Annotated in this window: 23 protein-coding genes and 1 riboswitch; of the genes, 7 read left to right on the top strand and 16 right to left on the bottom strand. The window is 41.6% G+C overall.

What is annotated here, in order from left to right:
* Window positions 1-11: 11 nt before the first annotated feature.
* From hisA to DESMER_RS03640, 10 genes are all read right to left on the bottom strand, one after another.
* On the bottom strand, window positions 12-800 hold the full coding sequence (gene hisA, locus DESMER_RS03685) for a 1-(5-phosphoribosyl)-5-[(5-phosphoribosylamino)methylideneamino]imidazole-4-carboxamide isomerase (RefSeq protein ID WP_042334255.1): 789 nt from the start codon (window positions 798-800) through the stop codon (window positions 12-14).
* A complete protein-coding gene (hisH, locus tag DESMER_RS03680; protein WP_014901718.1) occupies window positions 778-1,407 on the bottom strand; it encodes an imidazole glycerol phosphate synthase subunit HisH in 630 nt (209 codons plus the stop codon). The genes hisA and hisH overlap by 23 nt, the downstream gene beginning before the upstream one ends.
* Window positions 1,408-1,992 (bottom strand): imidazoleglycerol-phosphate dehydratase HisB, encoded by a 585-nt coding sequence (gene hisB, locus DESMER_RS03675; RefSeq protein ID WP_014901717.1) that lies wholly within the window; start codon window positions 1,990-1,992, stop codon window positions 1,408-1,410.
* A gap of 42 nt (window positions 1,993-2,034) precedes the next feature.
* Window positions 2,035-3,114, bottom strand: a complete 1,080-nt coding sequence (gene hisC / locus DESMER_RS03670) for a histidinol-phosphate transaminase (RefSeq protein ID WP_014901716.1) — start codon at window positions 3,112-3,114, stop codon at window positions 2,035-2,037.
* A 22-nt stretch (window positions 3,115-3,136) separates the two neighbouring features.
* On the bottom strand, window positions 3,137-4,417 hold the full coding sequence (gene hisD / locus DESMER_RS03665) for a histidinol dehydrogenase (RefSeq protein WP_014901715.1): 1,281 nt from the start codon (window positions 4,415-4,417) through the stop codon (window positions 3,137-3,139).
* Between the two features lie 38 nt (window positions 4,418-4,455).
* A complete protein-coding gene (gene hisG / locus DESMER_RS03660; protein WP_014901714.1) occupies window positions 4,456-5,136 on the bottom strand; it encodes an ATP phosphoribosyltransferase in 681 nt (226 codons plus the stop codon).
* A 246-nt stretch (window positions 5,137-5,382) separates the two neighbouring features.
* The gene (locus tag DESMER_RS03655; RefSeq protein ID WP_014901713.1) at window positions 5,383-5,865 is read right to left on the bottom strand and encodes a type I restriction-modification system subunit M N-terminal domain-containing protein; all 483 of its coding nucleotides are present in this window, start codon (window positions 5,863-5,865) and stop codon (window positions 5,383-5,385) included.
* Between the two features lie 23 nt (window positions 5,866-5,888).
* Complete coding sequence (locus DESMER_RS03650; RefSeq protein WP_014901712.1) at window positions 5,889-6,968, bottom strand: 6-phosphofructokinase; 1,080 nt, start codon at window positions 6,966-6,968, stop codon at window positions 5,889-5,891.
* Between the two features lie 124 nt (window positions 6,969-7,092).
* Window positions 7,093-8,241 carry an ATP phosphoribosyltransferase regulatory subunit gene (gene hisZ, locus DESMER_RS03645; RefSeq protein ID WP_014901711.1) on the bottom strand — a complete coding sequence of 383 codons (1,149 nt, stop codon included), beginning with the start codon at window positions 8,239-8,241 and terminating at the stop codon, window positions 7,093-7,095.
* A gap of 22 nt (window positions 8,242-8,263) precedes the next feature.
* On the bottom strand, window positions 8,264-8,569 hold the full coding sequence (locus DESMER_RS03640) for a YerC/YecD family TrpR-related protein (RefSeq protein WP_014901710.1): 306 nt from the start codon (window positions 8,567-8,569) through the stop codon (window positions 8,264-8,266).
* Window positions 8,570-8,748: 179 nt separating this feature from the next.
* Window positions 8,749-8,847, top strand: a riboswitch (SAM riboswitch).
* 97 nt (window positions 8,848-8,944) lie between these two features.
* On the opposite strand from DESMER_RS03640, the gene DESMER_RS03635 reads away from it, so the two are divergent.
* The 3 genes from DESMER_RS03635 (at window position 8,945) to DESMER_RS03625 (ending at window position 11,588) form a co-directional block, all read left to right on the top strand.
* The gene (locus DESMER_RS03635; RefSeq protein ID WP_014901709.1) at window positions 8,945-9,970 is read left to right on the top strand and encodes a methionine ABC transporter ATP-binding protein; all 1,026 of its coding nucleotides are present in this window, start codon (window positions 8,945-8,947) and stop codon (window positions 9,968-9,970) included.
* Complete coding sequence (locus DESMER_RS03630) at window positions 9,960-10,646, top strand: methionine ABC transporter permease (protein ID WP_014901708.1); 687 nt, start codon at window positions 9,960-9,962, stop codon at window positions 10,644-10,646. The genes DESMER_RS03635 and DESMER_RS03630 overlap by 11 nt, the downstream gene beginning before the upstream one ends.
* A 90-nt stretch (window positions 10,647-10,736) precedes the next feature.
* On the top strand, window positions 10,737-11,588 hold the full coding sequence (locus DESMER_RS03625) for a MetQ/NlpA family ABC transporter substrate-binding protein (protein WP_014901707.1): 852 nt from the start codon (window positions 10,737-10,739) through the stop codon (window positions 11,586-11,588).
* Between the two features lie 80 nt (window positions 11,589-11,668).
* On the opposite strand, the gene DESMER_RS03620 is transcribed toward DESMER_RS03625, so the two are convergent.
* The 4 genes from DESMER_RS03620 to DESMER_RS03605 all read right to left on the bottom strand — a co-directional run bounded on the left by DESMER_RS03620 (window position 11,669) and on the right by DESMER_RS03605 (window position 16,865).
* Window positions 11,669-13,588, bottom strand: a complete 1,920-nt coding sequence (locus DESMER_RS03620) for an ATP-binding protein (protein WP_014901706.1) — start codon at window positions 13,586-13,588, stop codon at window positions 11,669-11,671.
* Window positions 13,589-13,747: 159 nt separating this feature from the next.
* Window positions 13,748-14,206 (bottom strand): pyridoxamine 5'-phosphate oxidase family protein, encoded by a 459-nt coding sequence (locus DESMER_RS03615; protein WP_014901705.1) that lies wholly within the window; start codon window positions 14,204-14,206, stop codon window positions 13,748-13,750.
* A gap of 22 nt (window positions 14,207-14,228) precedes the next feature.
* The gene (locus DESMER_RS03610) at window positions 14,229-15,002 is read right to left on the bottom strand and encodes an acyl-[acyl-carrier-protein] thioesterase (protein WP_014901704.1); all 774 of its coding nucleotides are present in this window, start codon (window positions 15,000-15,002) and stop codon (window positions 14,229-14,231) included.
* A 60-nt stretch (window positions 15,003-15,062) separates the two neighbouring features.
* A complete protein-coding gene (locus DESMER_RS03605; protein WP_014901703.1) occupies window positions 15,063-16,865 on the bottom strand; it encodes an ABC transporter ATP-binding protein in 1,803 nt (600 codons plus the stop codon).
* A gap of 316 nt (window positions 16,866-17,181) precedes the next feature.
* Here DESMER_RS03605 and DESMER_RS03600 point away from each other — a divergent pair, with 316 nt between their 5' ends.
* From DESMER_RS03600 to DESMER_RS03590, 3 genes are read left to right on the top strand one after another with little or no spacing between them, the layout of a single operon-like run.
* Window positions 17,182-17,448: a FeoA family protein gene (locus DESMER_RS03600; protein ID WP_014901702.1), complete on the top strand. Its 267-nt coding sequence runs from the start codon at window positions 17,182-17,184 to the stop codon at window positions 17,446-17,448.
* Window positions 17,445-18,230, top strand: a complete 786-nt coding sequence (locus tag DESMER_RS03595) for a FeoB small GTPase domain-containing protein (protein WP_014901701.1) — start codon at window positions 17,445-17,447, stop codon at window positions 18,228-18,230. Before DESMER_RS03600 ends, DESMER_RS03595 begins: the two co-directional genes overlap by 4 nt.
* Window positions 18,218-19,618, top strand: a complete 1,401-nt coding sequence (locus DESMER_RS03590; protein ID WP_014901700.1) for a nucleoside recognition domain-containing protein — start codon at window positions 18,218-18,220, stop codon at window positions 19,616-19,618. Before DESMER_RS03595 ends, DESMER_RS03590 begins: the two co-directional genes overlap by 13 nt.
* 3 nt (window positions 19,619-19,621) lie before the next feature.
* On the opposite strand, the gene DESMER_RS03585 is transcribed toward DESMER_RS03590, so the two are convergent.
* The gene (locus DESMER_RS03585; RefSeq protein ID WP_014901699.1) at window positions 19,622-20,053 is read right to left on the bottom strand and encodes a metal-dependent transcriptional regulator; all 432 of its coding nucleotides are present in this window, start codon (window positions 20,051-20,053) and stop codon (window positions 19,622-19,624) included.
* A 243-nt stretch (window positions 20,054-20,296) separates the two neighbouring features.
* Between DESMER_RS03585 and DESMER_RS03580 the strand changes: the two genes are divergently transcribed.
* Complete coding sequence (locus DESMER_RS03580) at window positions 20,297-20,989, top strand: hypothetical protein (RefSeq protein ID WP_014901698.1); 693 nt, start codon at window positions 20,297-20,299, stop codon at window positions 20,987-20,989.
* A 5-nt stretch (window positions 20,990-20,994) separates the two neighbouring features.
* On the opposite strand, the gene DESMER_RS03575 is transcribed toward DESMER_RS03580, so the two are convergent.
* Window positions 20,995-21,924, bottom strand: coding sequence for a 3'-5' exoribonuclease YhaM family protein (locus DESMER_RS03575; RefSeq protein WP_014901697.1), 930 nt, complete (start codon window positions 21,922-21,924; stop codon window positions 20,995-20,997).
* Window positions 21,925-22,095 lie beyond the last annotated feature (171 nt).

Below are 22,095 nucleotides of genomic sequence, written 5' to 3'. Positions count from 1 at the left end.
CATTCCCCTCCTTAGCTATCTTTAGCAACAATAGTTTGTGCTATATCCTTAATCTTCTCATCATTAGCATTTCCGGCGGCAGCCGCCAAAGCTTCCTTTAAGGTAAAAGAACCACTGTAGAGAGCTTTTCCAGTAATGGCCCCCTCGATGGAAACTCCCTTGAGCACCTGGACCTGTAAGTTGCTCAGATCAGCTAATGTAGAAATTCCACCGGAGGCAATCACTGACAATCCGGTCTCTATGGCCATTTGTACTGTACTCTCAATATTCGGACCCTGGAGCATTCCATCTCGTGAGATATCTGTAAAAACGACACTCTGAATTCCTACTGCTTTCATAGCCTTTCCTAAATCTACAGCTCGCATTTCGGTTGTTTCAGCCCAGCCTTGAACCGCGACTAAACCATCTTTAGCATCGATCCCTACAATGACTCTCTTACCATAGCGTTTTGCTGCTTCCGCTACCAACTCTGGATTTTTGACTGCAATGGTTCCTAGAATAACCCGCTCAACCCCCAGCTCTAACAGTTCTGTGATCCGCTCCATAGTGCGGATTCCACCGCCTACCTGTATTCTCATCGAAACACTTCTGACAATGTTCCGTATAGTTTCGTCATTCATTGGTTTTCCAGAAAAGGCCCCATTCAAATCCACCATATGTAAATACTCGGCACCTTGACGTTCAAATTCCTTAGCGACGTCAACAGGGTTATCTGCATAAACCGTTGAATCTTCCATCCTCCCTTGTAAGAGGCGCACCGCTTTGCCCTCTTTCAAATCAATAGCTGGAAAGAGTATCATCTTCATTCACCCACTCTCCGAAATTCGTAAGGAGCTGAAGTCCCCAAGGACTTGATTTTTCCGGGTGGAATTGGGCTCCCCAGACATTAGCCTTACCCACAACTGCCGGAAAAACAACTCCATAATCACTTGTGGCAATAATATCCCCCTTTTCGGCAGGCTCAGCATAGTAGGAATGTACAAAATAAAAGTAGGATTCATTAGGAATCCCAGCTAGTAAACGGGAGGATTGTTCCAGTTCTAAACTATTCCAGCCCATGTGAGGAACCTTCCTTCCCGCTGGAAATCTGACCACTCGGCCAGCTAAAAGTCCAAGTCCTGCGTACTCTCCGTGCTCCTCCCCAACCTCAAACAGAATCTGCATCCCTAAACAGATCCCTAAGAACGGACGCCCAGAGCGAGCGAACTCGATCAATGGCTCAATCCACCCACCATGTTTTAATGCCTCCATGGCATCGGCAAATGCTCCGACTCCCGGCAGGATAAGTCCTTTTACTTTGCTTAGCTCGTTTGACGAAGCCATAATAACTGCTTCGAAACCAACTTTTTCTAAAGCCTTTTCCACACTTCTTAAATTTCCCCGACCATAATCCACAATTCCAATCATTTATAAAACTCCTTTGGTTGAAAGGATTCCGCTATATCGATTGTTCTGACGCAAAGCTAGTCCCAGTGCTCTCCCCACCCCTTTAAAAGCTGCCTCAAGAATATGATGCCGGTTTTTCCCTGATAGTTTAATGACATGGAGTGTAAGGCCGCTATGTACCGCTAGTGCTCTGAAAAACTCTTCTGCCATCTCGACGGGAAACTCTCCTACCATACCATCGGAACAATCCACCTCCCAAACTAAGAAAGGTCGATTGGAGAGGTCTAAGGCTACTTGAACGAGGGCTTCATCCATAGGTAGCAGAGCTTCACCAAGGCGTTCAATCCCCACTTTTTCGCCGCAGGCCTCTCTGAGTGCTTGCCCCATTACGATCCCGCAATCCTCGATAGTATGGTGAGCATCCACCTCTAAATCCCCCTTGGCTTCTATGCTTAAATTTAGATAGGCAAATCTGGCAAACGCCGTCAGCATATGATCGAAAAACCCAATCCCTGTCTTAATATGGGACTCTCCAGTCCCATCTAAATTCAGCCGTACACGGATTTCTGTTTCCTTAGTTTTACGTTCAACACAAGCTTCTCGCATTTTTCTCTCCTTTCCGCAACGACAACTTTCGCAAATAATATTCTATTTCAGATTCTCGCTAATCTCTCGAATTACTCGTATAAACCTCTCATTCTCCTCCGGCAGCCCTGCACTGATCCGCAGACATTTACCTAGAATAGGGAGGGAGCCCATATTTCGAATTAGAAAACCACTTTTAAGCAATTCTGTTGCCCATCTATCGGGATCTCCTGGTTTAAAAAGAATAAAATTCGCCAGGGTTGGATAAACCGTTAGGCCCGGAAGCTGATCCAAGGCTTCATACAATTTTTTAGTTTCTTCTTTAATCTGTTGAATTTGAAGTTTATATTCCCTTAAATAATCCAGCGCTAAAATACCCGCTCTCTGACTGAACAAATTAACATTAAACGGCGGTCTCACTTTCTCAATTAAAGCAATGGTTTTGGGTTGCCCAAGTAAATATCCTAGACGCAGACCAGCCATTCCAAATGCCTTCGAAAATGTCCGCATGATTACTAAGTTAGGATAGTTTTCAATCTCTGGAATCAGAGTTTGCTCAGAAAACTCTGCGTAAGCCTCATCGACCACAACAATTTTACCGCTTTCTTTGACCAGTCTGAGAATCTCTTCCCTCGGAAAAAGCGAGCCTGTTGGGTTATTAGGATTGCAAACAATGATAACCTGAGCATCCGGAGCCTCTGCTGCTTTTAACATTTGCTCAGTATCTAAATCAAGGCCGTTTAACAAAGGCACAGGCACAACAGCGGTCTCTGTTAAGCGAGCATATATTTGATACATGCCAAAGGTCGGAGGATGGATAATCAAAGATTTGCCTGCGCCACCAAATGTAAGTAGTATCATTTGAATTAACTCATCCGAGCCATTGCCAATCATTATACTTTCCGGAGCAGATGACGTATACTGAGCAATATGCGTCTTAAGCTCCTGACCCATTCCATCCGGATAACGGTTAAAATCAAATTTCTCAGAGAGCAGTGCTTCCTTCATTTTGGCCGGCCACGGAAATGGGTTTTCATTAGCATCTAGCTTTATACACTCCGGTAGGTATTTCGTTTCATAGGGAACGAGCTCTAGGACTGCTGGCCGAACATATATGTCAAGGTTGTTTAACCGAGATTCCATTGAAAACATCTCCTTCAGGTTCTTAGTCCTTAAACCTAGCTTCTACAGCACGGGCGTGGGCTTCCAGCCCTTCGCTGCGAGCGAGTAAGGCGATCTGCTGAGCATCTCTCTTTAAGGCCGTTTCAGAATAGCCAATGACACTTACTTTCTTCATAAACATATCTACATTTAAAGGAGAATAAAAACGCGCCGAACCTCCAGTCGGTAGGACATGGTTTGGGCCTGCAAAGTAATCTCCGACAGGTTCCGGAGAATACCTCCCCAGAAAGACAGCACCGACATTACGAACCTGGCCTAACCAAGAAAATGGCTCCTCTACTACAAGCTCAAAATGCTCTGGAGCAATTTTATTGGCCAAATCCATTCCCTCTTGGAGACTGGAGACCAGAACCGCGGCTCCGTATGTCTCCCAAGACGCTCGGGCAATCTCCGCACGAGGTAGGTCTTCGAGCTGCCTCTCCACAGCAGCGATAGTTTTTTCCAGTATTTCTTGATTGGATGAAACTAAGATTGCTGAGGCGAGCCTATCGTGCTCCGCCTGCGAGAGTAAATCCGCCGCTAATTCTTCCGGACGTCCGGTCTCATCCACTAGAATTAAGATCTCACTCGGCCCCGCCAGCATGTCTATATCCACTGTTCCGAAGACTTGCTTTTTGGCCAAAGTCACGTAGATATTCCCTGGTCCTGTTATCTTATCAACCGGAAAGATAGTCTCTGTACCATAGGCTAAAGCAGCAATCCCTTGAGCTCCACCGACTTTGTATACTTCAGTTACCCCTGCTTCAGCCGCAGCGACCAAAACCTCCGGCAGAAGAGTTCCGTCTGTCCTTGGAGGACTTACCATCACGATTTCTTCAACTCCGGCTACGACAGCGGGGAGTGCATTCATCAAAACCGACGATGGATAGGAAGCTGTACCTCCAGGAACATAAATACCCACTCGCTTGAGCGGGAGTAAGAGCTGTCCAAGCACGCTTCCATCTAAATTCGGCTCCAGCCAGGAGGTTCTTTTTTGCTTTTCATGATAGCTCAGAATATTTGCTTTAGCAGTTCGAAGGGCCCGTAAATAATTCTCACTTACGTTATTATAGGCCTCTTGAATCTCCTCAGCTGTGACCTGCAAACCACTTTGACGCAAGTTCACATGATCAAATTCCTCGGTCAGTTTATAGATTGCCTCTTCCCCATCCTTCTGAACCAACTTGATTATTTCTGCAACACGTTGCTCAAGTGTTTCATCATCTCCATAGGATTTTCGGGTAAGTCGGTTTAAATCAAGTTCATTTAGATTCTCAATCCTCATTAAATATTTATACCTCCCTTAATCAATGGACCATGGCCCTATTTTGCGGAAACTTCAGCTTGAAGATATCCTCTTAAAGCTTCTACTAAATCTCTAATTCGCTCGTATTTCATTCGATAGGCCACACGATTAGCAATTAAGCGAGTTGTTGCTTCAAGAATCGGAGCTACTTCAACCAAGTGGTTTTCCCGAAGAGTTTTTCCGGTGGAAACGATATCAACAATCATTTCTGACAAATCGACACAAGGCGCTAGTTCCATATTGCCATGCAGTTTAATTGGAGTTACCTGCATACCAATACTACTAAAAAATGACTCTGTTACCCGGGGAAACTTTGTTGCTACCCTTTGATGATTCAAAAGACTTAAATCATACTCTCCGCTGGGGAGTTTTGGAGGGACACTTGTCTCCAACATTGCTACTACAAAACGACAGTAACCAAATCTTAGGTCTAATAATTCCGCTACGTCCTTGTTTTCCTCAAGTAAAGTATCCTTGCCCACGAATCCAAGGTCTGCAGCCCCATATTCAACATAAGTAGGAATATCTGTTGGCCGGCAGATTATTATCTTAACTTTATTGTCTGGCAAATCATAGAAGAGCTTTCGTGAATCCTCGTTAACATGACCACACTCTATCCCAACCTTACTCAACAATTGAGTCGAATCAATTAACAACTTTCCTTTTGGTAAAGCGATCGTTAAAAAATCTTTATCCACCAAGGTATCCCCTCTCAAAATCCTGTAGCATAAGAAACGTTGTATTGTTTTAACGCTTTAGTTAGTTAAAGTATTAATATATTAATTATATCAATCTCTGTTTGCTCTGGCAACCCCTTCAGCATAAATAAAAATAGTTTAAATCCTCAGATATCTTGGAGATCAATTAAGAAAACACGAGGACAGAAGCTCTGTTCAAAAACAGAGCCCCTGTCCTCTGGACAATTTACATTTTTACTGAATAATTTAGAAGGCCAAGTGATCATCCGCTAAGTTAATTTCCTCAAAACGCCTCATCAGTTCAGCTAGAATCGCATTAGTCATATATCTTTCACCTGTTTCTGTGGTCTTCATAAAATCAATAGTGTTCAACAGACCAAGGCAGCCACGATTCTTATCATCAATCTCGGCAAAAGCTTTCATCAAATACGAACCTAAATCCTGCTTTTCTTGTTTTACTACATCCCAACGCGCCATAGTCGGTACAAATAAACGATAGGATTCTCGTTGCTCTAAATCTTTACTTATTTGACTCTCTGACAATCCTTTTAGCACAAGTTTTTCACGCCTTATTTCTCGGTCTAAATTAAATCGATCATTTAAGCGCTTCAAAAAAAGAATTGCCAGTACATATTCTTCGAATTCCTCAGCATCCTTATCCCCTCTTAAAAAGTCGCAGGTTTCATCAATGAACTTTTCAAGCTGATCTAAAGATAATTTATCACTCATATTCATTTCCCCCTTCGAAAAGGTTAATCTCCCAGTTCCATTCCAAGAGTGCGTGCCGCTAACAATAATGGATCGTTAAGTGGGACAAGTTTAATTTGGTTAACAGCCTCCTGAAGTGGAACTCGCACAATCTCCCTTCCTTGAAGCGCAACCATAATTCCAAATTCCCCTTCCAGGGCGGCGTCTACAGCAGCCGCTCCATAGCGAGTCGAAAGAACTCTGTCATAGGCATTGGGGGAGCCTCCACGTTGGAGGTGTCCAAGAACGGTAACTCGGGTTTCCATTCCATAATGTTCTTCAAGATCATGACCTATTTTGGCACCAATTCCTCCTAGTTTAATCGGGTCAACTCGTCCCTCCATCAGGCGTTCGACTACCATTTCGCCCCCCAAGGGCTTAGCACCTTCCGCTGCGACGATAATGCTAAATTTTTTACCTTGCTTGGCCCTTTTCTGAATGCTTAAGGCAACTCGATTAAGGTTATAGGGGATCTCCGGAATGAGGATCACATCTGCACCTCCGGCGACCCCAGCATACAGAGCAATCCAGCCGGCGTAACGTCCCATTACTTCGAGTACCATGACCCTATGATGAGATTCAGCAGTAGTATGTAAGCGATCTAAGGCTTCTTGGGCTGTATCCACCGCTGTTTGAAAACCGAAAGTCTGATCAGTAGCCATTAAATCGTTGTCAATGGTTTTAGGAATCCCGATCACTTTAAGGCCCTTATGCACAAATTTCAAAGCGATATTCAAACTCCCATCCCCACCGATGGCTAACAATGCGTCAATCCCTTGTTTCTTAAAATTACGAATCACATTATCTGAACGATCTACAGCTTGATTGACTCCATTTAGTTTGGTTTGATAAGCAAAAGGATTGTCTCTATTCGTAGTACCCAGAATCGTACCTCCTCGAGGTAAAATTCCTGAAACATCCTTCAACGCAAGGGGTACAAAATCCCCTTCTACCGCACCTCGAAAGCCATCTCTAATTCCTAATACTTCTATTCCGTATCCCTGAGCGCTTTTAGCAATTGCCCGAATCACCGCATTAAGTCCAGGGCAGTCTCCTCCACCTGTAAGGACCGCAAGTTTTCGCACTGTTACACCCCATTTTCTAGTGTATTCCTATTAAACTATTATATATCATTACCTACATAATAGTATTCTTTGGTCAGGTGGACATTCCCCTCTAGAGCCTGGGGTAAATTGCCTTATACAAATATTAAACGCGCAAAATCTCTTTGATACTCTTTTGGAGAGCCATTGACTTTGCCTTCTCGTCCCCCAAGACTCCAAGAGACATCTCCACTCGTTTGCCCTGAGCTCTAAGTTCCCGGCACCTACGAATGATTTCCTTAGCATCTGATCCATAAACTAAAATATCTGCACCCTCTACCACCGGAATTGGAAATTGTTCTAACAAATTACCCAGGTGTATAGCAAAACCAGTTGCCGGTTGTGGAACGCCAAAGTCCGCGTATAAATCATCGTAACGTCCCCCTTCTACCACGGGAAAACCTATTCCTGGTACATACCCTTCAAAAACGGCTCCGGTGTAATATGAGAAGCCTCGTAATATACCTAAATCTAAGGATACATTTGCTTGAACTCCAAAATCCTCTAAGTATTGGTAGATCTTTCTTAAGCTTTCTACAGCGTGCTGAATTGCGGGTTGCTCACTCCAACCCAGGACTTCATCGAGAATCTCCTCCCCTCCACGAAAATGGGGCAGGCGAAGTAATAGCTCCTGGACACGTTCTGGTAAACCACTTTGTCTGACACAGCTTTCCACACCAACCATATCTTTACGAGCTAACACCTCTTCCAGCTTAGCTTGCAGCTCTTTTTCAATTCCCGTTTCCAGCATAAGCCCAGCAAAGATACCCATATGTCCCAGGTTAAACTGGTAATTTTTCAAACCTAAGCCAGCCATCGCCTCAACTGCCAGAGCAATCACTTCTGCATCGGCAAGCTCTTGGTCAGACCCCACAAGTTCAACTCCTACTTGTCGAAATTCCCTGTGTCTGACGTTGGAGTTCCGATAAACATCTGCACCATAACATAAGCGTAATGGAAATTCGCCGCCACGCATGCGTGTGCTTACAAGTCGCGCAATAGGTATCGTTAGCTCTGGTCGAAGAGTCAGTATATGCCCTTCCCGGTCAAAGAATTTATATAATGAATCCTCTTGTTCAACATCTGGTTGAACACAAGCAGAATACTCTAGGGTAGGGGTTAATACCTTTTGATACGACCATTGCTTAAATAGCTCTAGAATTCTTTCCTCTAAACCCTCTTGGACTGAGATTTCTTCAGGAAGCAAATCCCGCATCCCTTTTGGAATACGTAAACCTAAATTTGTTCTAAGCATTATGACTCTCCTTCACCTGCACCTATTTTTCACTTTGTTCCTTTAAACGTCGTAATATAAGTTGATATCCGTCTGCTCCAAAATTCAAGCAACGTTTTACCCGGCTTATTGTCGCGGTACTTGCTCCCGTCACTTCCGTAATTGCAGTATAGGTCTCGTTCTTTTGCAACATCTTAGCAACTTCAAGGCGTTGGGCCAGGGCTTTAATCTCTGCAACTGTTGCAATATCTTCAAAGAACCGATAACACTCTTCTTTGTTTTTTAATAGCAGAACTGCTTCAACTAGAGCATCGTTTAAGGGATTCTGTAAACGCTCATCACTTGACACGGCATACCCCTCCTCAGTAAAACAGTAATCACTGTTCTCCTTTAATCTATTAAAGCGTTGCCATATTGTCAAGTTCTTTTCAATAATTTCCTCCAATATCCCTATTGCAAACCTCATCTTCTCTATGCTAATATATAGACATTCCATAGTACACTAATGTAATAAAACCTCATAAAAGACTCTTATTCAGAGTAGGTGGAGGGACTGGCCCGATGAAACCCGGCAACCGGCTTAGATGCACGGTGCTAACTCCTGCAGAGAAATCTGGGAGATAAGAGGAAAACCGAATGGTACTCCGCGGGTTTTCTTCGCGGAGTTTTGTTATGTATAAATACCAGGGAATAAGCGTCCAGAAAGATTGTAGGAGGTGCACATGTGATTCAGATTAAACAACTAGTTAAGAAATACTCGTCCCCTCAGGGACAAGTCATGGCTCTTGATAATGTATCTTTAAACATATTACCCGGAACAATTTATGGCATAATCGGATTGAGCGGCGCCGGAAAAAGCACCCTTGTCCGTTGCTTAAATCTACTTGAGAAACCTTCAAGCGGCAAAATCATTGTTGCCGGGCAAGAATTGACCGCTCTTTCAAGTAAAGAACTTAGGAAAGCGCGCCAGAATATCGGTATGATTTTTCAACACTTCTATCTTCTTCAATCTCGAACAGTATCTGAAAATATTGCCTTCCCTTTAGAAATTGCCGGAGTACCTAAAACTGAGATCTCAATACGGGTTAAAGAGCTTCTTCATCTGGTAGGTCTGGAAGATAAAGCAACGGCTTACCCCGGGCAGTTAAGCGGTGGTCAAAAACAACGAGTCGGTATTGCTCGTGCTCTCGCCACAAAGCCACAAGTTCTTTTGTGCGACGAGGCAACTTCTGCCTTAGACCCACAAACCACCCTTTCCATCTTGAACCTACTTCGTGATATTAATCAAAAACTTGGTTTAACGATCGTTATGATTACTCACGAAATGAAAGTTGTCAAAGAAATCTGTACCCATGTAGCAGTTATTCACGCAGCCCACATCGTGGAAAATGGCCCTGTCGAGTCTGTGTTTATAAAACCTCAGTCGGACATCGCTCGTCAATTTGTCTCGACAGTTTTTCCAAATGAACTTCCCGCGGACCTATTGAAGGAACTGGCAACTCACCCAGACTCAGAAATTGTTCGCATTCAATTCCTTGGCACACGTGCTTCTGATCCAATTATCACTGATTTGCTTAGAACCTGTGAAGTTCGAGCTAACATCCTCTATGGAAGCATCGATCATTTAAGATCCACACTTTTTGGCACATTAACCCTTGAGCTTCAAGGAAGTCCTGAACAACTCAAGGAAGCTCATCACTATTTGACATCCAGAGATTTAAAAGTGGAGGTGATTAAACGTGAGCTTTAATGTGGGAAGTCTTTTCCCTGGTTCAGTAGGGGATCTTCTATTACAGCTGATTATACCTGCTACAGGGGAAACCCTTTATATGGTTTTCGCCTCGACTGTACTCGCTTACCTGATTGGACTACCTTTAGGGATTATTTTGGTCGTCTCATCGCCAGGCCATATTTTACCCAACCCATGGGTAGAGCGAACTTTAGGAACCGTCATCAACATACTCCGTTCTGCTCCATTCATTATTCTATTGGTAGCTTTAATCCCCTTTACCCGCTCAATAATCGGAACTTCTGTTGGCACAACAGCAGCTATCGTTCCGCTTGTGATCTCCACCGCTCCATTTGTCGCCCGTGTAGTGGAAACCTCTCTTAAAGAAGTTCCCTACGGTGTGATCGAGGCAGCACTGTCAATGGGGGCCTCTCCTAAACAAATTATTCAAAAGGTTCTTCTTCCTGAAGCGAAAGCTTCACTGATTCTAGGCGTCGCCATCACGACGATTAGTGTCATCGGTTACACCGCTATGGCCGGTACCGTTGGCGGAGGCGGATTAGGGGACTTAGCCATTCAATATGGCTATAACCGTTTTCGAACCGATGTCATGATTGTCACTGTCATCATTCTCGTCGTGATTGTTCAGATTATACAATCCCTAGGAACAACCCTGGCACGCAAGCTTACTAATTAGGTTCGTGACTACCCAAGTTATCCGGATTCAAGCAACAAGATCTGTCATTCCCAGCTATGGCAAAAACTAAACAAATTGGAGGAGAAAAAAATGTCAAGAATTAAGAACCACCGCTATTTGACCCTTTTAGCCACTGTTTTAGTCACCTTTTCTCTCATACTCTCAGGCTGCGGCAGTAAAACCGAAGCTCCCAAAACCGGATCTGATACACCTTCTGCCAAAGTACTTAAAGTTGGTGCAACCCCAATTCCTCATGCTGAAATCCTAGAATTTATTAAGCCCGCACTGCTCAAAGAAGGTGTCGAACTGGAGATTGTTAGTTACACCGATTATGTCCGCCCTAACTTAGATTTAGATTCTGGAGATATCGACGCAAACTTCTTTCAACATACTCCCTATCTAGACTCTTTTAATGCCGATCATTCCTTAAAGAATGTCTCAATTGCCAACGTTCACATTGAACCAATGGGCGTCTACTCTAAAAAAATATCCAAGCTTGATGAGCTGAAAAACGGAGATACCATTGCCATTCCTAATGACCCCTCAAACGGCGGCCGCGCTCTTGCTCTCCTTTCCAAAGCAGGTATTATCAAACTAAAAGACGGCGTGGGAATTAAGGGAACCGTCAATGATATTCAAGACAACCCAAAACAACTGAAAGTCACTCCTCTTGATGCCCCACAGCTTCCTAGAGTACTCCAAGATCCTAAGATTATTGCTGCAGTAATTAATACCAATTACGCTTTAGAAGGCGGGCTCAACCCTCTTAATGATTCCATCATTATGGAAGACAAAGAATCTCCTTATGCAAATATCCTTGTTGTCAAAGACAGCCGCAAAGACGACCCTGCTTTACAGAAACTTGCTAAAGCTCTGACCTCCCCCGAGGTTAAAAAGTTCATCGAAGACAAATACAAAGGTTCTATTGTTCCAGCATTTTAATGTTTGTTCTGATTATGTAGGGACAGATGCCAGAACCCTCGCGCCTATATTGAAAGCCACCCCGTCTGGGGTGGCTTTTCTTAGTTTATGGGGAATTTCACAATAACAGTTGTACCTGTACCCTGTGAATCAAAATTAATGGAGGCTTTATGACGAACAGCTATGCTTTGGCATATTGCAAGGCCTAGTCCGGTGCCACTTTCTTTAGTAGTTAAGAATGGGGTGCCTAATCTATCAAGGATTTCCGGATCAACTCCACGACCCTGATCTCTGACTTTAAGCACAATGCACTTTTCTTGAACCGAAGAACTTATGGTCAAAGTCGTGCCTGCCGGAGTAGCTTCCAATCCATTTCTGGCCAAGTTCAAAATCAACTGCCTCAGTTCGTTCCCATTTCCAAGAAGATCGGGAACCTCTTCTAATTCAAGGACTATTGTTTTATCTTGATTAAATGCATCTGAGTTTAAAAGAGGTGCCAGGGTTCTCACGATATTGGAAATATTAATAGGCTCGAATTCCACCGACTTATCTCTGGCCAAACTTAAAAAATCAGTTAGGATCAAATTTGCCCGATCTAGTTCATCGGTCATCAGCTGAAAGTAATCGTGATAAGCTGAGGTTTCCTCTTTAGATTGGAGCAACTGTAAAAACCCGCGCACAGTCGTAAGGGGATTTCTAACCTCATGAGCAATGCCGGCAGCCATTTCACCGACCATATTAAGCCTTTCCAAACGTGCTAACTCTCGATCAGCACTCCTTCTGTCTGTAACATCAATTAGCACTTTAAAAACTAACCTCGATCCATCAGCATCAATAAAAGGTTGAGAATAAACCTCATATATGCGACTATCAGAGACCATTTCCCTCCACATTGGGGTAAGATTGTTTAAAATCACCTCAGAAATGCAGTCATGGCAGGGACCCGGCAATCCTACTATTACTTCATAGCAATGCTTGTCGATACATGAACCAAACTTTGCTTGAAAGCTATGGTTAGCATAGCGTATTTTATGATTTTCTTCTTGAAGATAGATTAGCCCCGGAAAACTGTTAAATAGTGAATAAAGGCGGCGATGTTCGTCCTCGATAGCCTTTTCCATCTTTCGTCTTGCCTCAATATTCCGAAGAAAGATTGAGATTCCGCTTGCTGTTGGATAAATACTGACTTCTGTCCATTTTCCTATTGTGTAAGCATAAGTCTCAAACCTAGTTGGAACACCATCATTCATCACTTTTAAACAAGCTTCATTAATTCTTGGATTGGAGTCTTTATGAACTTCCCAGTAATCAGCACCGACAAGATTGCCATCAAGGCCATTGTCCTCCCGAGCTTTAACCATAGCCTGATTAGCATAGGTTATAACCCAATCGCGATTTACTGCTTTAAAACAATCGCCGATACTCTCTAAAATGTTAAACATTTCTTGATTTGCTCTAGCTAATTCGTGTTCAGCATTTTCCTTCTGTCTAATCTCGCTTCGAAGTTGCTCATTGATCCTTTCCAATTCATCGGCACGAAATTTAACTAATTCCTCTAAACTTTCACGATACTGACTTAACTCTCTTTGTTTTAGCTCACTATCTGTAATATCCCAGGTAGAGATAATCCGAAAACGCCCAGATTTCACTGTAACTTCTTGATTATTAATTCGTACCGGAAAAGGACTTCCGTCTTTCTTAACATGCACTGAATTGTAGTAATATCGATCTTCATTATGTATCTTGGCGTCAACTTCTAAGAGATCATTCTTATGCCCCGGTGCACAAACCAATCCATACACAGATTTGCCAATTAACTCCAATGGGCTATATCCATGCATTTCTGCATAACTTCTATTCACTTTCAGAGCCTTCCCACTTTTGGCATCAACAACAACCATTCCCCAATTAACTTCTAGAAAAAGACGATTCCATATCTCATTTTCCTGTTGAACATCAGTTAAAGAGGCTTCTAAAAGGGCTACTCTTTGTTTCAATTCCATGATTTGGTCATTTGACATTATTCATACCACTCTTCTAAATTTAGATTGATGGTCAGCCCATGGAAACTGTTTTAGCAAATTCACACTTGTCGTTACGTCTTTGTTCGACAAATATCCCCTATTTTCCTTCTTTTTAATCTATTCAAATAATATTTCAAGATAAGATCTAATTAATTTCTAGTATCCTGATTGTTTACCCGTCATAGTATTTACCTTTAATTTATAAAGAGTGATTCCTTCCAACATTGTATCTGAGGGAAAGGGCTTATCATTTGCATAATGCTCCATAATGATTTTCATACTTTCTCGCTTACTGGTTATATCATCAATGAACTCTACCTCTCCGAAACCAATGACACTTTGATATCGCATAGTCCATTCACACCCCATTTCACTGGGAATTATTTGGGTGTCAATCTCAACTTCAAAACAAGCCTGAGGATTTTCACGTAGAATTGAAAGCTTTAGTCCATCTTTTGCAGAATGAAAATACAATACCTTGTCTAGATAACCGAAGTTTATCGGAATAATATAGGGCATGTCCTTATAGGATATAGCTAATCTACAAACTTGTGCCTTCTTTATGATTTCGTCCATCGAATTTTGATCAGTTATTTCTTTATCACTTCTCCGCATTTCTTTACCTCTTTTCAAAATATTATACACTTTTCCAGACTGTTAGTGCTGTAGCAAGTTCTTGAAGGCCATCATTCTCAAGGATAATATGCTGATAGATAGGATTATTAGCTTTTGATTCCGTTTCATGGCATTTGGAGCGAATACTCGAACCATAAGTTGCTGCTTTCCGATAAGTTATCTTCATAGCAGCAAGATATGCATTTTGATAAACATCTTCTGGAACAACCTCTAGCATCCACTGAAGATAATTTGCATTATTGACATGACCATTGGTATCGATGTCACTCCTTCGGACAGTAAATATCTGTTCATTACCGACAGCCTTAGTTTGATCACCTACTTCATGAATCTGAAACTGATTTGTAGCGTCTTCAATTACTCGAATTGGATCGATTCCATAGGCTTCTTGAAATTCTTGGGGTATTCTGGACGGGCGCTTACTTTCAGTATTATAGAAAATCCACAAGGATGTTGCCTTCCCAATGATTTCTTGATTGTTATCCTTTATTAAAAAATCTCTATTTGCATAAAACCTTTCAAATCCTGAAGACCATGTTTCAATCATAACCTTTTCACCTAAAACTGGATAACGGTTCATCTGAAGAATCCATTGATTTAAAATCCAGGCTTGCTTTTTAGCCTGTAACTGTTTTATTCCCTGTCCAATTGATTCCGAATGGGAAATTGCGGCATTTTCTAAATAATGCAGTATTGCTAAGGGTGTGGCCTGCTCCTTTGGATTTACTTCATGATAGTGAACTTCAAATTCCATATTAAATCGTTGATTTATCATTTCTTTACCCACCTCGTTTAGCCTTTTCTAACTTCTAAAGGAGTCGAACTTGGGCAGAAGTTAGTTATAACTATCCCCTTTGAATTGTGTCTTATAAATCTGTTGATAGAGACCCTCTTTGCGAATTAATTCTTCATGGTTCCCGCTTTCAGCAATAGCTCCATTTTCAATAACAAAGATCTGATCCGCTGCTAAAACAGTTGATAATCTGTGGGCTATGACAAAGCTTGTCCTATCTTTCAGCAAAGGAATCATAGCCTTTTGAATGTACATTTCCGATATGGAATCTAGTGAGGATGTAGCTTCATCAAGAATAATAATTCTCGGGTCTCTTAATATAACCCTTGCAATAGATACCCTTTGCTTTTCTCCACCGGATAACTTAACCCCTCTATTTCCGACGATTGTTTTATAACGATTAGGCAGAGTCATAATGAAGTCATGAATATATGCTGCTTTACAAGCCTCGACTATTTCCACTTCGGTGGCATCTTTCTTACCATACCTTAAATTTTCCTCGATAGTATCATTGAATAAGTAAGGTTCCTGGATCACTATCCCAATCTGCTTCCTAAGCGACTCTAATGTGACAACTCTGATATCATGTCCGTCAATTTCTATACTTCCTTTATTCACATCGTACAACCTTGGTATAAGATTTGTAATGGTGGTTTTCCCAACTCCACTTGAACCAACTAAGGCTACCATTGTACCTGGCTTTACAGAAAAACTAATGTCCTCGAGGACCTTAACCTTACTGTTATAGGAAAAATATACATTCTTGAATTGTACTTTACCGCTAATCACCTTCAGTTCATAGGCTCCGAGCTTATTTTCAATTTCTTGTTCAAGATCTAGATACTCAAAAATTCTCTGGAATAAGGCTAACGATCTTGTGATATCGATGTGTATATTCGATAGTTGCGAAACAGGTGCATAAAGCCTCCCCAGCAAGGCTACAAAAGCAATAATACTTCCAATGGATATCTCCCCTTTAATAAACAGGTATCCGCCATAAAAATAAATCAGCATCGGCCCGACAGCAATAAAAGTTGTAATTGTCATTCTAAACCAGCGTCCTACAACGGACTCTTTGATTTGTAAACTAATAACCTCACTATTTATTTTTGTAAATCTTTCCAATTCATCCTTTTCGTTGGTAAAAAGCTTTGTGAGTAGTGCCCCACTAATACTGAAAGCCTCTTGAATAATCTGATTAAGATCGCTAATTTTTTCTTGGCTCTTAGTAGCTAACTTCCAGCGAAGTTTGCCTACTTTCCTGGTTGGGATAATAAAAGTAGGCAGAATAATCATTCCGACAATTGCCAGCTTCCAATTCATCAATATCAGTGCGGCGGCAGTCGAGATAAGTACAACTATACTGGTTATAGCATTGATAACGGTTGAGTTAAAAATATCCTGGATTCCCTCTATATCACTTGTTATTCTGGTGATAATCTCCCCGGGTCTTGCAGCAGTATAGAAATTCAAAGACATATTCTGCAAATGACCATACATTTGATTTTTCATAGTTAAGATTATATGTTTAGAAATCCAAATACTGAGATATGACTGAGCTACTTGCAAAAGTCCTAAAATCACCGTAACCCCAATGGATACCAGAATTAACAAACTTAAGTGAAAGAGATCTTTTTGAGGCAAAGCAATGTCAATAATATTTCTAATTAATATTGGGGGCACAAGACCTAGTATTGAACTAGTAAATATTATACTAATTACAAGCAGCATGCTTTTCCAATAAGGCAAAAAGTAACTCAATATTCTGGTCAGCATTTTCCTTGTAACTTTGGGCATCTGTACTTCTTCATCTGCAAATCTTAATTTGCCGATCCCTTGTCTCATATATCAACAACTCCTAAGTAATGACCACCGACTGTATTCTATAATTATAGCATAGTTTTCCCATTGCAAAGGCACCTCAGCCTCAAACATACCATATCCTTCAATTCTAAACTCAACGACTAAAAACCAAGGAGCCATTTGCCTTACGTTTGTAAACGCGCAATGGCTCCTTATCAAATTAGTATAAGCTTTCGGGGGAACAAAAGAGACCTCTTAACATAATCTATTCAAAATGAACTTTTAACTGAAAGTTAGCCGCGGCTAACCTCTAACTGAGAAAGAAGATAACCTGATTAGAAAAAGGGGGTACATTGGTGTGAAAAATGCAGAACGAATCAATCCATTATCAGATTTATCTCTAGGTTCGGCCTGTCAAATAGTTTCCTTAGAGTTAAGCGGACTTTTACGACGCCGTATACTTGACTTAGGAATTGTCCCTGGAACCTTGATCCGCAGTATACGCAGAGGGCCATCAGGTGATCCAACCGCTTATCTGGTAAGGGGCACACTTATTGCACTACGAAGCGAAGACGCTTCCCAAATTTTGGTAAGAACGTTATCGAACGGAGAGGAATGTGTATGATTCTGTCTGCAGAAAAAAAGAGCCTATTATGGCAAAATTATTTTGGAGTTCCAATTAGAAACGATCAATTGAGCATTGCCCTAGCCGGTAACCCAAATGTAGGGAAAAGCACAATTTTCAATGCCTTAACCGGACTCCATCAACATACCGGTAATTGGCCGGGAAAAACAGTAGATAATGCACATGGTAGTTACCAATATCAAAAAAAACCCTTTTTAATCGTCGACTTGCCTGGTACTTATTCTCTATTAGCTCATACGGTTGAGGAACAGATTGCCCGAGATTTCTTGTGCTTTGCGAACCCTGATGTTACAGTAGTAGTTTTGGATGCCACTTCTCTAGAAAGAAATCTAAATTTGGCTCTTCAAGTTTTTGAAATAACACCTAATGTTATTGTGTGTTTGAATCTAATGGATGAGGCTAAAAAGAAAAATTTAGTCATTGATGTTCCTTCGTTGGAACGTGAATTAGGAGTGCCTGTCGTTGCAACCGCTGCTCGGCAAGGAATTGGACTTACAGAACTCCGCGAGAAGATATTACAAGTTGCTACCGGATTACTACAGCCGATTCCTCGACAGATAAAATATTCCTCAGATATAGAAAGCGCTCTAAAAGAGTTGTTGCCTTTGGTAGAAAATATTCCTAATAGTACCTTGTCACCTCGTTGGATCGCCTTAAGGCTTTTAGACGGAGATCAGAATTTTCTGGAAAGTTTAAGCAATTTTCTGGATATTGATCATGTTTCATTTCAGGATTGGGAGGAATCCAAATGTGCGCAATGAGTTCTTCTAGAAATCTTAGTGAGGCTTATGGTCAAGCTGAATATGTTCGCAAAGCCTATTGTAATTCATTTAGCGACCAGATTGTTGCCGATATTTATGGAAATGCAGAGCAAATTACCAAACATGTTCTTTCAAACAAAGAACGCCACCGAATTGGCTTTGATCTAATAATTGATAATCTGGTTACTTCCAAGTGGTTCGGATATCCCCTCATGATCCTGCTATTGGTGTGTGTCTTTTGGATAACTATAGAAGGTGCAAATATACCCTCAGGGCTCCTAGCCAGCGCGCTCTTTGCCTTTCAGGATCAATTAACTCTTGGGTTTCAGTGGTTAGGTGCCCCTGATTGGGTACATGGAGTTCTTGTTCTAGGAGTTTACCGGACTTTAGCCTGGGTTGTTGCAGTTATGCTGCCTCCTATGGCCATCTTTTTTCCCTTATTTACCTTATTAGAAGATTCCGGTTATCTACCTCGAATAGCTTTCAACCTGGATCATATTTTTAAAAAAGCCAAAGCCTGTGGTAAACAGAGTCTGACCATGTGCATGGGATTTGGATGTAATGCGGCTGGAGTCACATCATGCAGAATAATAGACTCTCCACGGGAGCGCCTAATCGCAATTCTGACCAATAATTTTGTTCCCTGCAACGGTAGATTTCCGACATTGATTGCCATCACTTCAATTTTTATAGGTGGGGCTATTGCATCCTATTCAGGAATAATTAATGCCTTGGTGATTGCGCTAATAATTTTACTGGGTATAGCTGTTACATTAACTGTCTCCTGGTTACTATCAATGACAATATTAAAAGGTGAACCTTCTTCTCTTGTCTTGGAATTACCCTCATACCGTCGGCCAAAGATAGGAGCCGTAATCTATCGCTCAGTGATTGACCGCACCTTATTTGTACTAAGACGTGCAATCATCATAGCAGCCCCCGCAGGCGGCGTAATATGGATTCTGGCAAATGTATATATTGGAGAACTGAGTGTACTCTCTACTGTGGCTCATACCCTAAACCCCTTAGGAAAACTTATCGGCTTAGATGGATTCATCCTAATGGCCTTTATACTTGGGCTACCTGCAAACGAGATTGTTCTGCCGATTCTTATCATGAGCTATCTTTCCACCGGCTCTTTACAGGATTTTGCAAGCTTAGAGGAGCTTAGGAACGTTTTGGTTAGTAACGGCTGGACCTGGCTTACAGCAGTTAACGTCATGTTGTTTTCCCTATTGCATTGGCCTTGTGCTACCACTCTCCTCACAACCTACAAGGAAACCGGCAGTAAAAAATGGGCCTTCCTATCATTTCTAATTCCAACACTCATCGGTTTTTCTGCTTGTTTTATTCTGACTCAAGTGGTTCGTATGTTCGGTTTAGCCTAGACTTTACTCTTTGGTTTTACTGGAAGACGTGATGTATTCCAGTAAAACCTCATACCATTTAGGATTTTCATTTAGGAAGGTAACAATAGCTTGAATAGATCGAATGGTAGCTTCTGAAAGATAATGTTCCATGGCCTCAGCCTCTGCCGCAATATCACAATCAGTATTAATAAGTACTAGGAATTCCTGTAATAACTGGTTGCGCTTAACTAAGAAATTCCCCAGCTTTTTCCCTTTTTCAGATAGATTTATTTCTCCGTAGCGTTGATAGTAAATATACTGACCGCTTTTCAATTTACGTAGAGCTTTAGTTACCGACGGCAAAGAAACCCCTAGTTTGATACTAAGATCAGTTACTCGAACTGTATCTGTGGAAAGAGAGAATCGATAAATTTCTTCAAGATAGTCTTCTAAGCTAGGGGTAAGAGTTCCCATCTTTGCTCCTTTTCAACGGTATGTTTATTATCATACTTATGCAAGATCAGCGCGGAACTTTCCATCCTACCATCCCAATAGCCAGTACCTACTAAAACAAAATTTTAGTATTCTTCCGTCGTTATTATCTGACACTTCTGCTTCGAATTAGGACAAGTTAAATTCCTTGGATAGAACCCTATAAAAAACATACACTAAAAGACAGAACTAATTAGATAATAATCTACGGAGGAGGTACCTTCGATGAATAACTCAGATAATAAGACCTTAGTGCACCCTGGATTTCGGCGAATTTTACTCACAAACCCCACTGAACAATCTTTAAATACAATTATCCAATCTGAACTTTTTGATCAGATTACCCTCCCTCTTAAAGAAGATATCCTTGGTCTCTTACCTGCTTGGGAACAACAAGCCTCTGACGGGAATGAGGTTCTTGCCGCCCTCATTCTACACATGACCCAAAAACCCCATAATTTCATGGCTAACGAAAAAATGATTCAGTCAAATCTTTTGCGTATCCGAATTTTAGCTTCTACTCCAGGCTGTATCTCTTTTCCAATTCTTGAAGTCCAAGAACACCTTGGGCAATTCTTAAAATCAGCAGATATTCTAGCTGATCTACCGGAATTTAATGTGGTATTGATTTCCGAAAGCGAAATTAAGCCTCTTTCCACAGATTTAACTCGCTTTCGCCTTGCTCCTCACAGCCGCCGTTACATACAAAATCTGTTTTACTCTGAACGCTGTGAAGCTATCCTTTCTGTTTTAGCACATATTGCTAAGAATTACCCTATCCTATCTATCTGTCGTCAAGCTTATGCACTTATGCTTTCACTGGATAACCTCAACACCTGGGGTAACCATCCATTTTGTGTTCGCCTTATAGCAAATCGCTTTTGGGATACCAAATTAAAAAAGCTGGCTAAAGCCTGAGTATCTTATTTTAAATAAATGTACCGCTCCATACTAGGGATATATGGTGACCATTCATCTTCGGGGTGGTTTTCTTTTGCTTGTTCAAACTGATAAAGCTCAGCATCCAAAGCATCAGCATAGTGAATTACTAAGGCTTCCATCAATTTCGGACGTTTTGGGGATTGCCATTCATATTTACCATGATGACTTGTAATGATATGCAACAACTTAGACCTCAATTCTCGCGGGAAGTCGGAAATCTTGGTAATTTCCTCAGTTAGAAGTTCAATTCCTAAGATAATGTGCCCCAGTAGCCTTCCTTCTGTTGTAAATTTAATTCCGCGCTCATAATTGTACTCACCAATTTTCCCCAAGTCATGTAAAAGGGCACCTGTTACAGCTAAATCTCGATTCATTTTGGGGTAATACTTGGCAATTTCTTCAACAAGCTCAGCTACTCTAACACTGTGTTCCCAAAGCCCGCGCAAGTATGCTTGATGGACCTTCATGGCGGCAGGTGCTTTTCTAAACGCGTCCCCCCATTCCGGATGTCCAAAAACCTGTTCCAGCAAAGCCCTAAGTTCCCGTTGGCTAGTCTTTTCAATCAGAACCGTTAGGCGTTTCTCCAATTCCGAAGCCGCAATCGGGGAACTAGGCAAAAGTTCTGATAAGTCGACGTCTTCTTCAGCTACTATTTTAATTGTTTCAATCGTTAGATCCAGAGTACCACGGTACTCAGAAGCAACCCCTTTAATCCTAACTATATCCTGATCTTTTAGCAGCACGAGAACTTGGGGATCGTAGTTCCACATTTTTCCTTGCATCTGCCCAGAGCTATCTTGGCATGTCAAGGAGAGATATGCCCCCGGTTTTTGCCGAAATGGAACCTCTTTCCACTCATTAATCAGCAATACCCCTTCAAATCGTTCCCCAGCATTACAGTCTTTCAGCATAGTTTAAAATCTTTCCCTTCACCAAGCATTTTTTACAATTACAATTCTAACAAACCAGAGAGACAATTAAATGACCACCTCTTCGTGTTTTAGCAATTTGCTCGTTTTTCTAATCCATATTGTCAATCGATCTTGAAAACATTTAGATAGGGCCTAGTTTTGGAAGGAAGT

Source organism: Desulfosporosinus meridiei DSM 13257, assembly GCF_000231385.2.
Lineage (GTDB): Bacteria > Bacillota > Desulfitobacteriia > Desulfitobacteriales > Desulfitobacteriaceae > Desulfosporosinus > Desulfosporosinus meridiei.
The sequence above is the reverse complement of the archived record's forward strand: the minus strand, read 5'-3'. Positions and strand labels throughout refer to the sequence as shown.

Coding starts and splice junctions, on each gene's coding strand:
- DESMER_RS03585 (WP_014901699.1), bottom strand. CDS start 20,053: ATGGGAACTCTTACCCCTAGCTTAGAAGACTATCTTGAAGAAATTTAT.
- DESMER_RS03655 (WP_014901713.1), bottom strand. CDS start 5,865: ATGAGTGATAAATTATCTTTAGATCAGCTTGAAAAGTTCATTGATGAA.
- DESMER_RS03605 (WP_014901703.1), bottom strand. CDS start 16,865: ATGAGACAAGGGATCGGCAAATTAAGATTTGCAGATGAAGAAGTACAG.
- hisB (WP_014901717.1), bottom strand. CDS start 1,992: ATGCGAGAAGCTTGTGTTGAACGTAAAACTAAGGAAACAGAAATCCGT.
- DESMER_RS03615 (WP_014901705.1), bottom strand. CDS start 14,206: ATGCGGAGAAGTGATAAAGAAATAACTGATCAAAATTCGATGGACGAA.
- DESMER_RS03595 (WP_014901701.1), top strand. CDS start 17,445: ATGATTCTGTCTGCAGAAAAAAAGAGCCTATTATGGCAAAATTATTTT.
- hisD (WP_014901715.1), bottom strand. CDS start 4,417: ATGAGGATTGAGAATCTAAATGAACTTGATTTAAACCGACTTACCCGA.
- DESMER_RS03575 (WP_014901697.1), bottom strand. CDS start 21,924: ATGCTGAAAGACTGTAATGCTGGGGAACGATTTGAAGGGGTATTGCTG.
- DESMER_RS03590 (WP_014901700.1), top strand. CDS start 18,218: ATGTGCGCAATGAGTTCTTCTAGAAATCTTAGTGAGGCTTATGGTCAA.
- hisA (WP_042334255.1), bottom strand. CDS start 800: ATGATACTCTTTCCAGCTATTGATTTGAAAGAGGGCAAAGCGGTGCGC.
- hisZ (WP_014901711.1), bottom strand. CDS start 8,241: ATGCTTAGAACAAATTTAGGTTTACGTATTCCAAAAGGGATGCGGGAT.
- DESMER_RS03620 (WP_014901706.1), bottom strand. CDS start 13,588: ATGTCAAATGACCAAATCATGGAATTGAAACAAAGAGTAGCCCTTTTA.
- hisC (WP_014901716.1), bottom strand. CDS start 3,114: ATGGAATCTCGGTTAAACAACCTTGACATATATGTTCGGCCAGCAGTC.
- DESMER_RS03610 (WP_014901704.1), bottom strand. CDS start 15,002: ATGATAAATCAACGATTTAATATGGAATTTGAAGTTCACTATCATGAA.
- DESMER_RS03625 (WP_014901707.1), top strand. CDS start 10,737: ATGTCAAGAATTAAGAACCACCGCTATTTGACCCTTTTAGCCACTGTT.
- hisH (WP_014901718.1), bottom strand. CDS start 1,407: ATGATTGGAATTGTGGATTATGGTCGGGGAAATTTAAGAAGTGTGGAA.
- DESMER_RS03580 (WP_014901698.1), top strand. CDS start 20,297: ATGAATAACTCAGATAATAAGACCTTAGTGCACCCTGGATTTCGGCGA.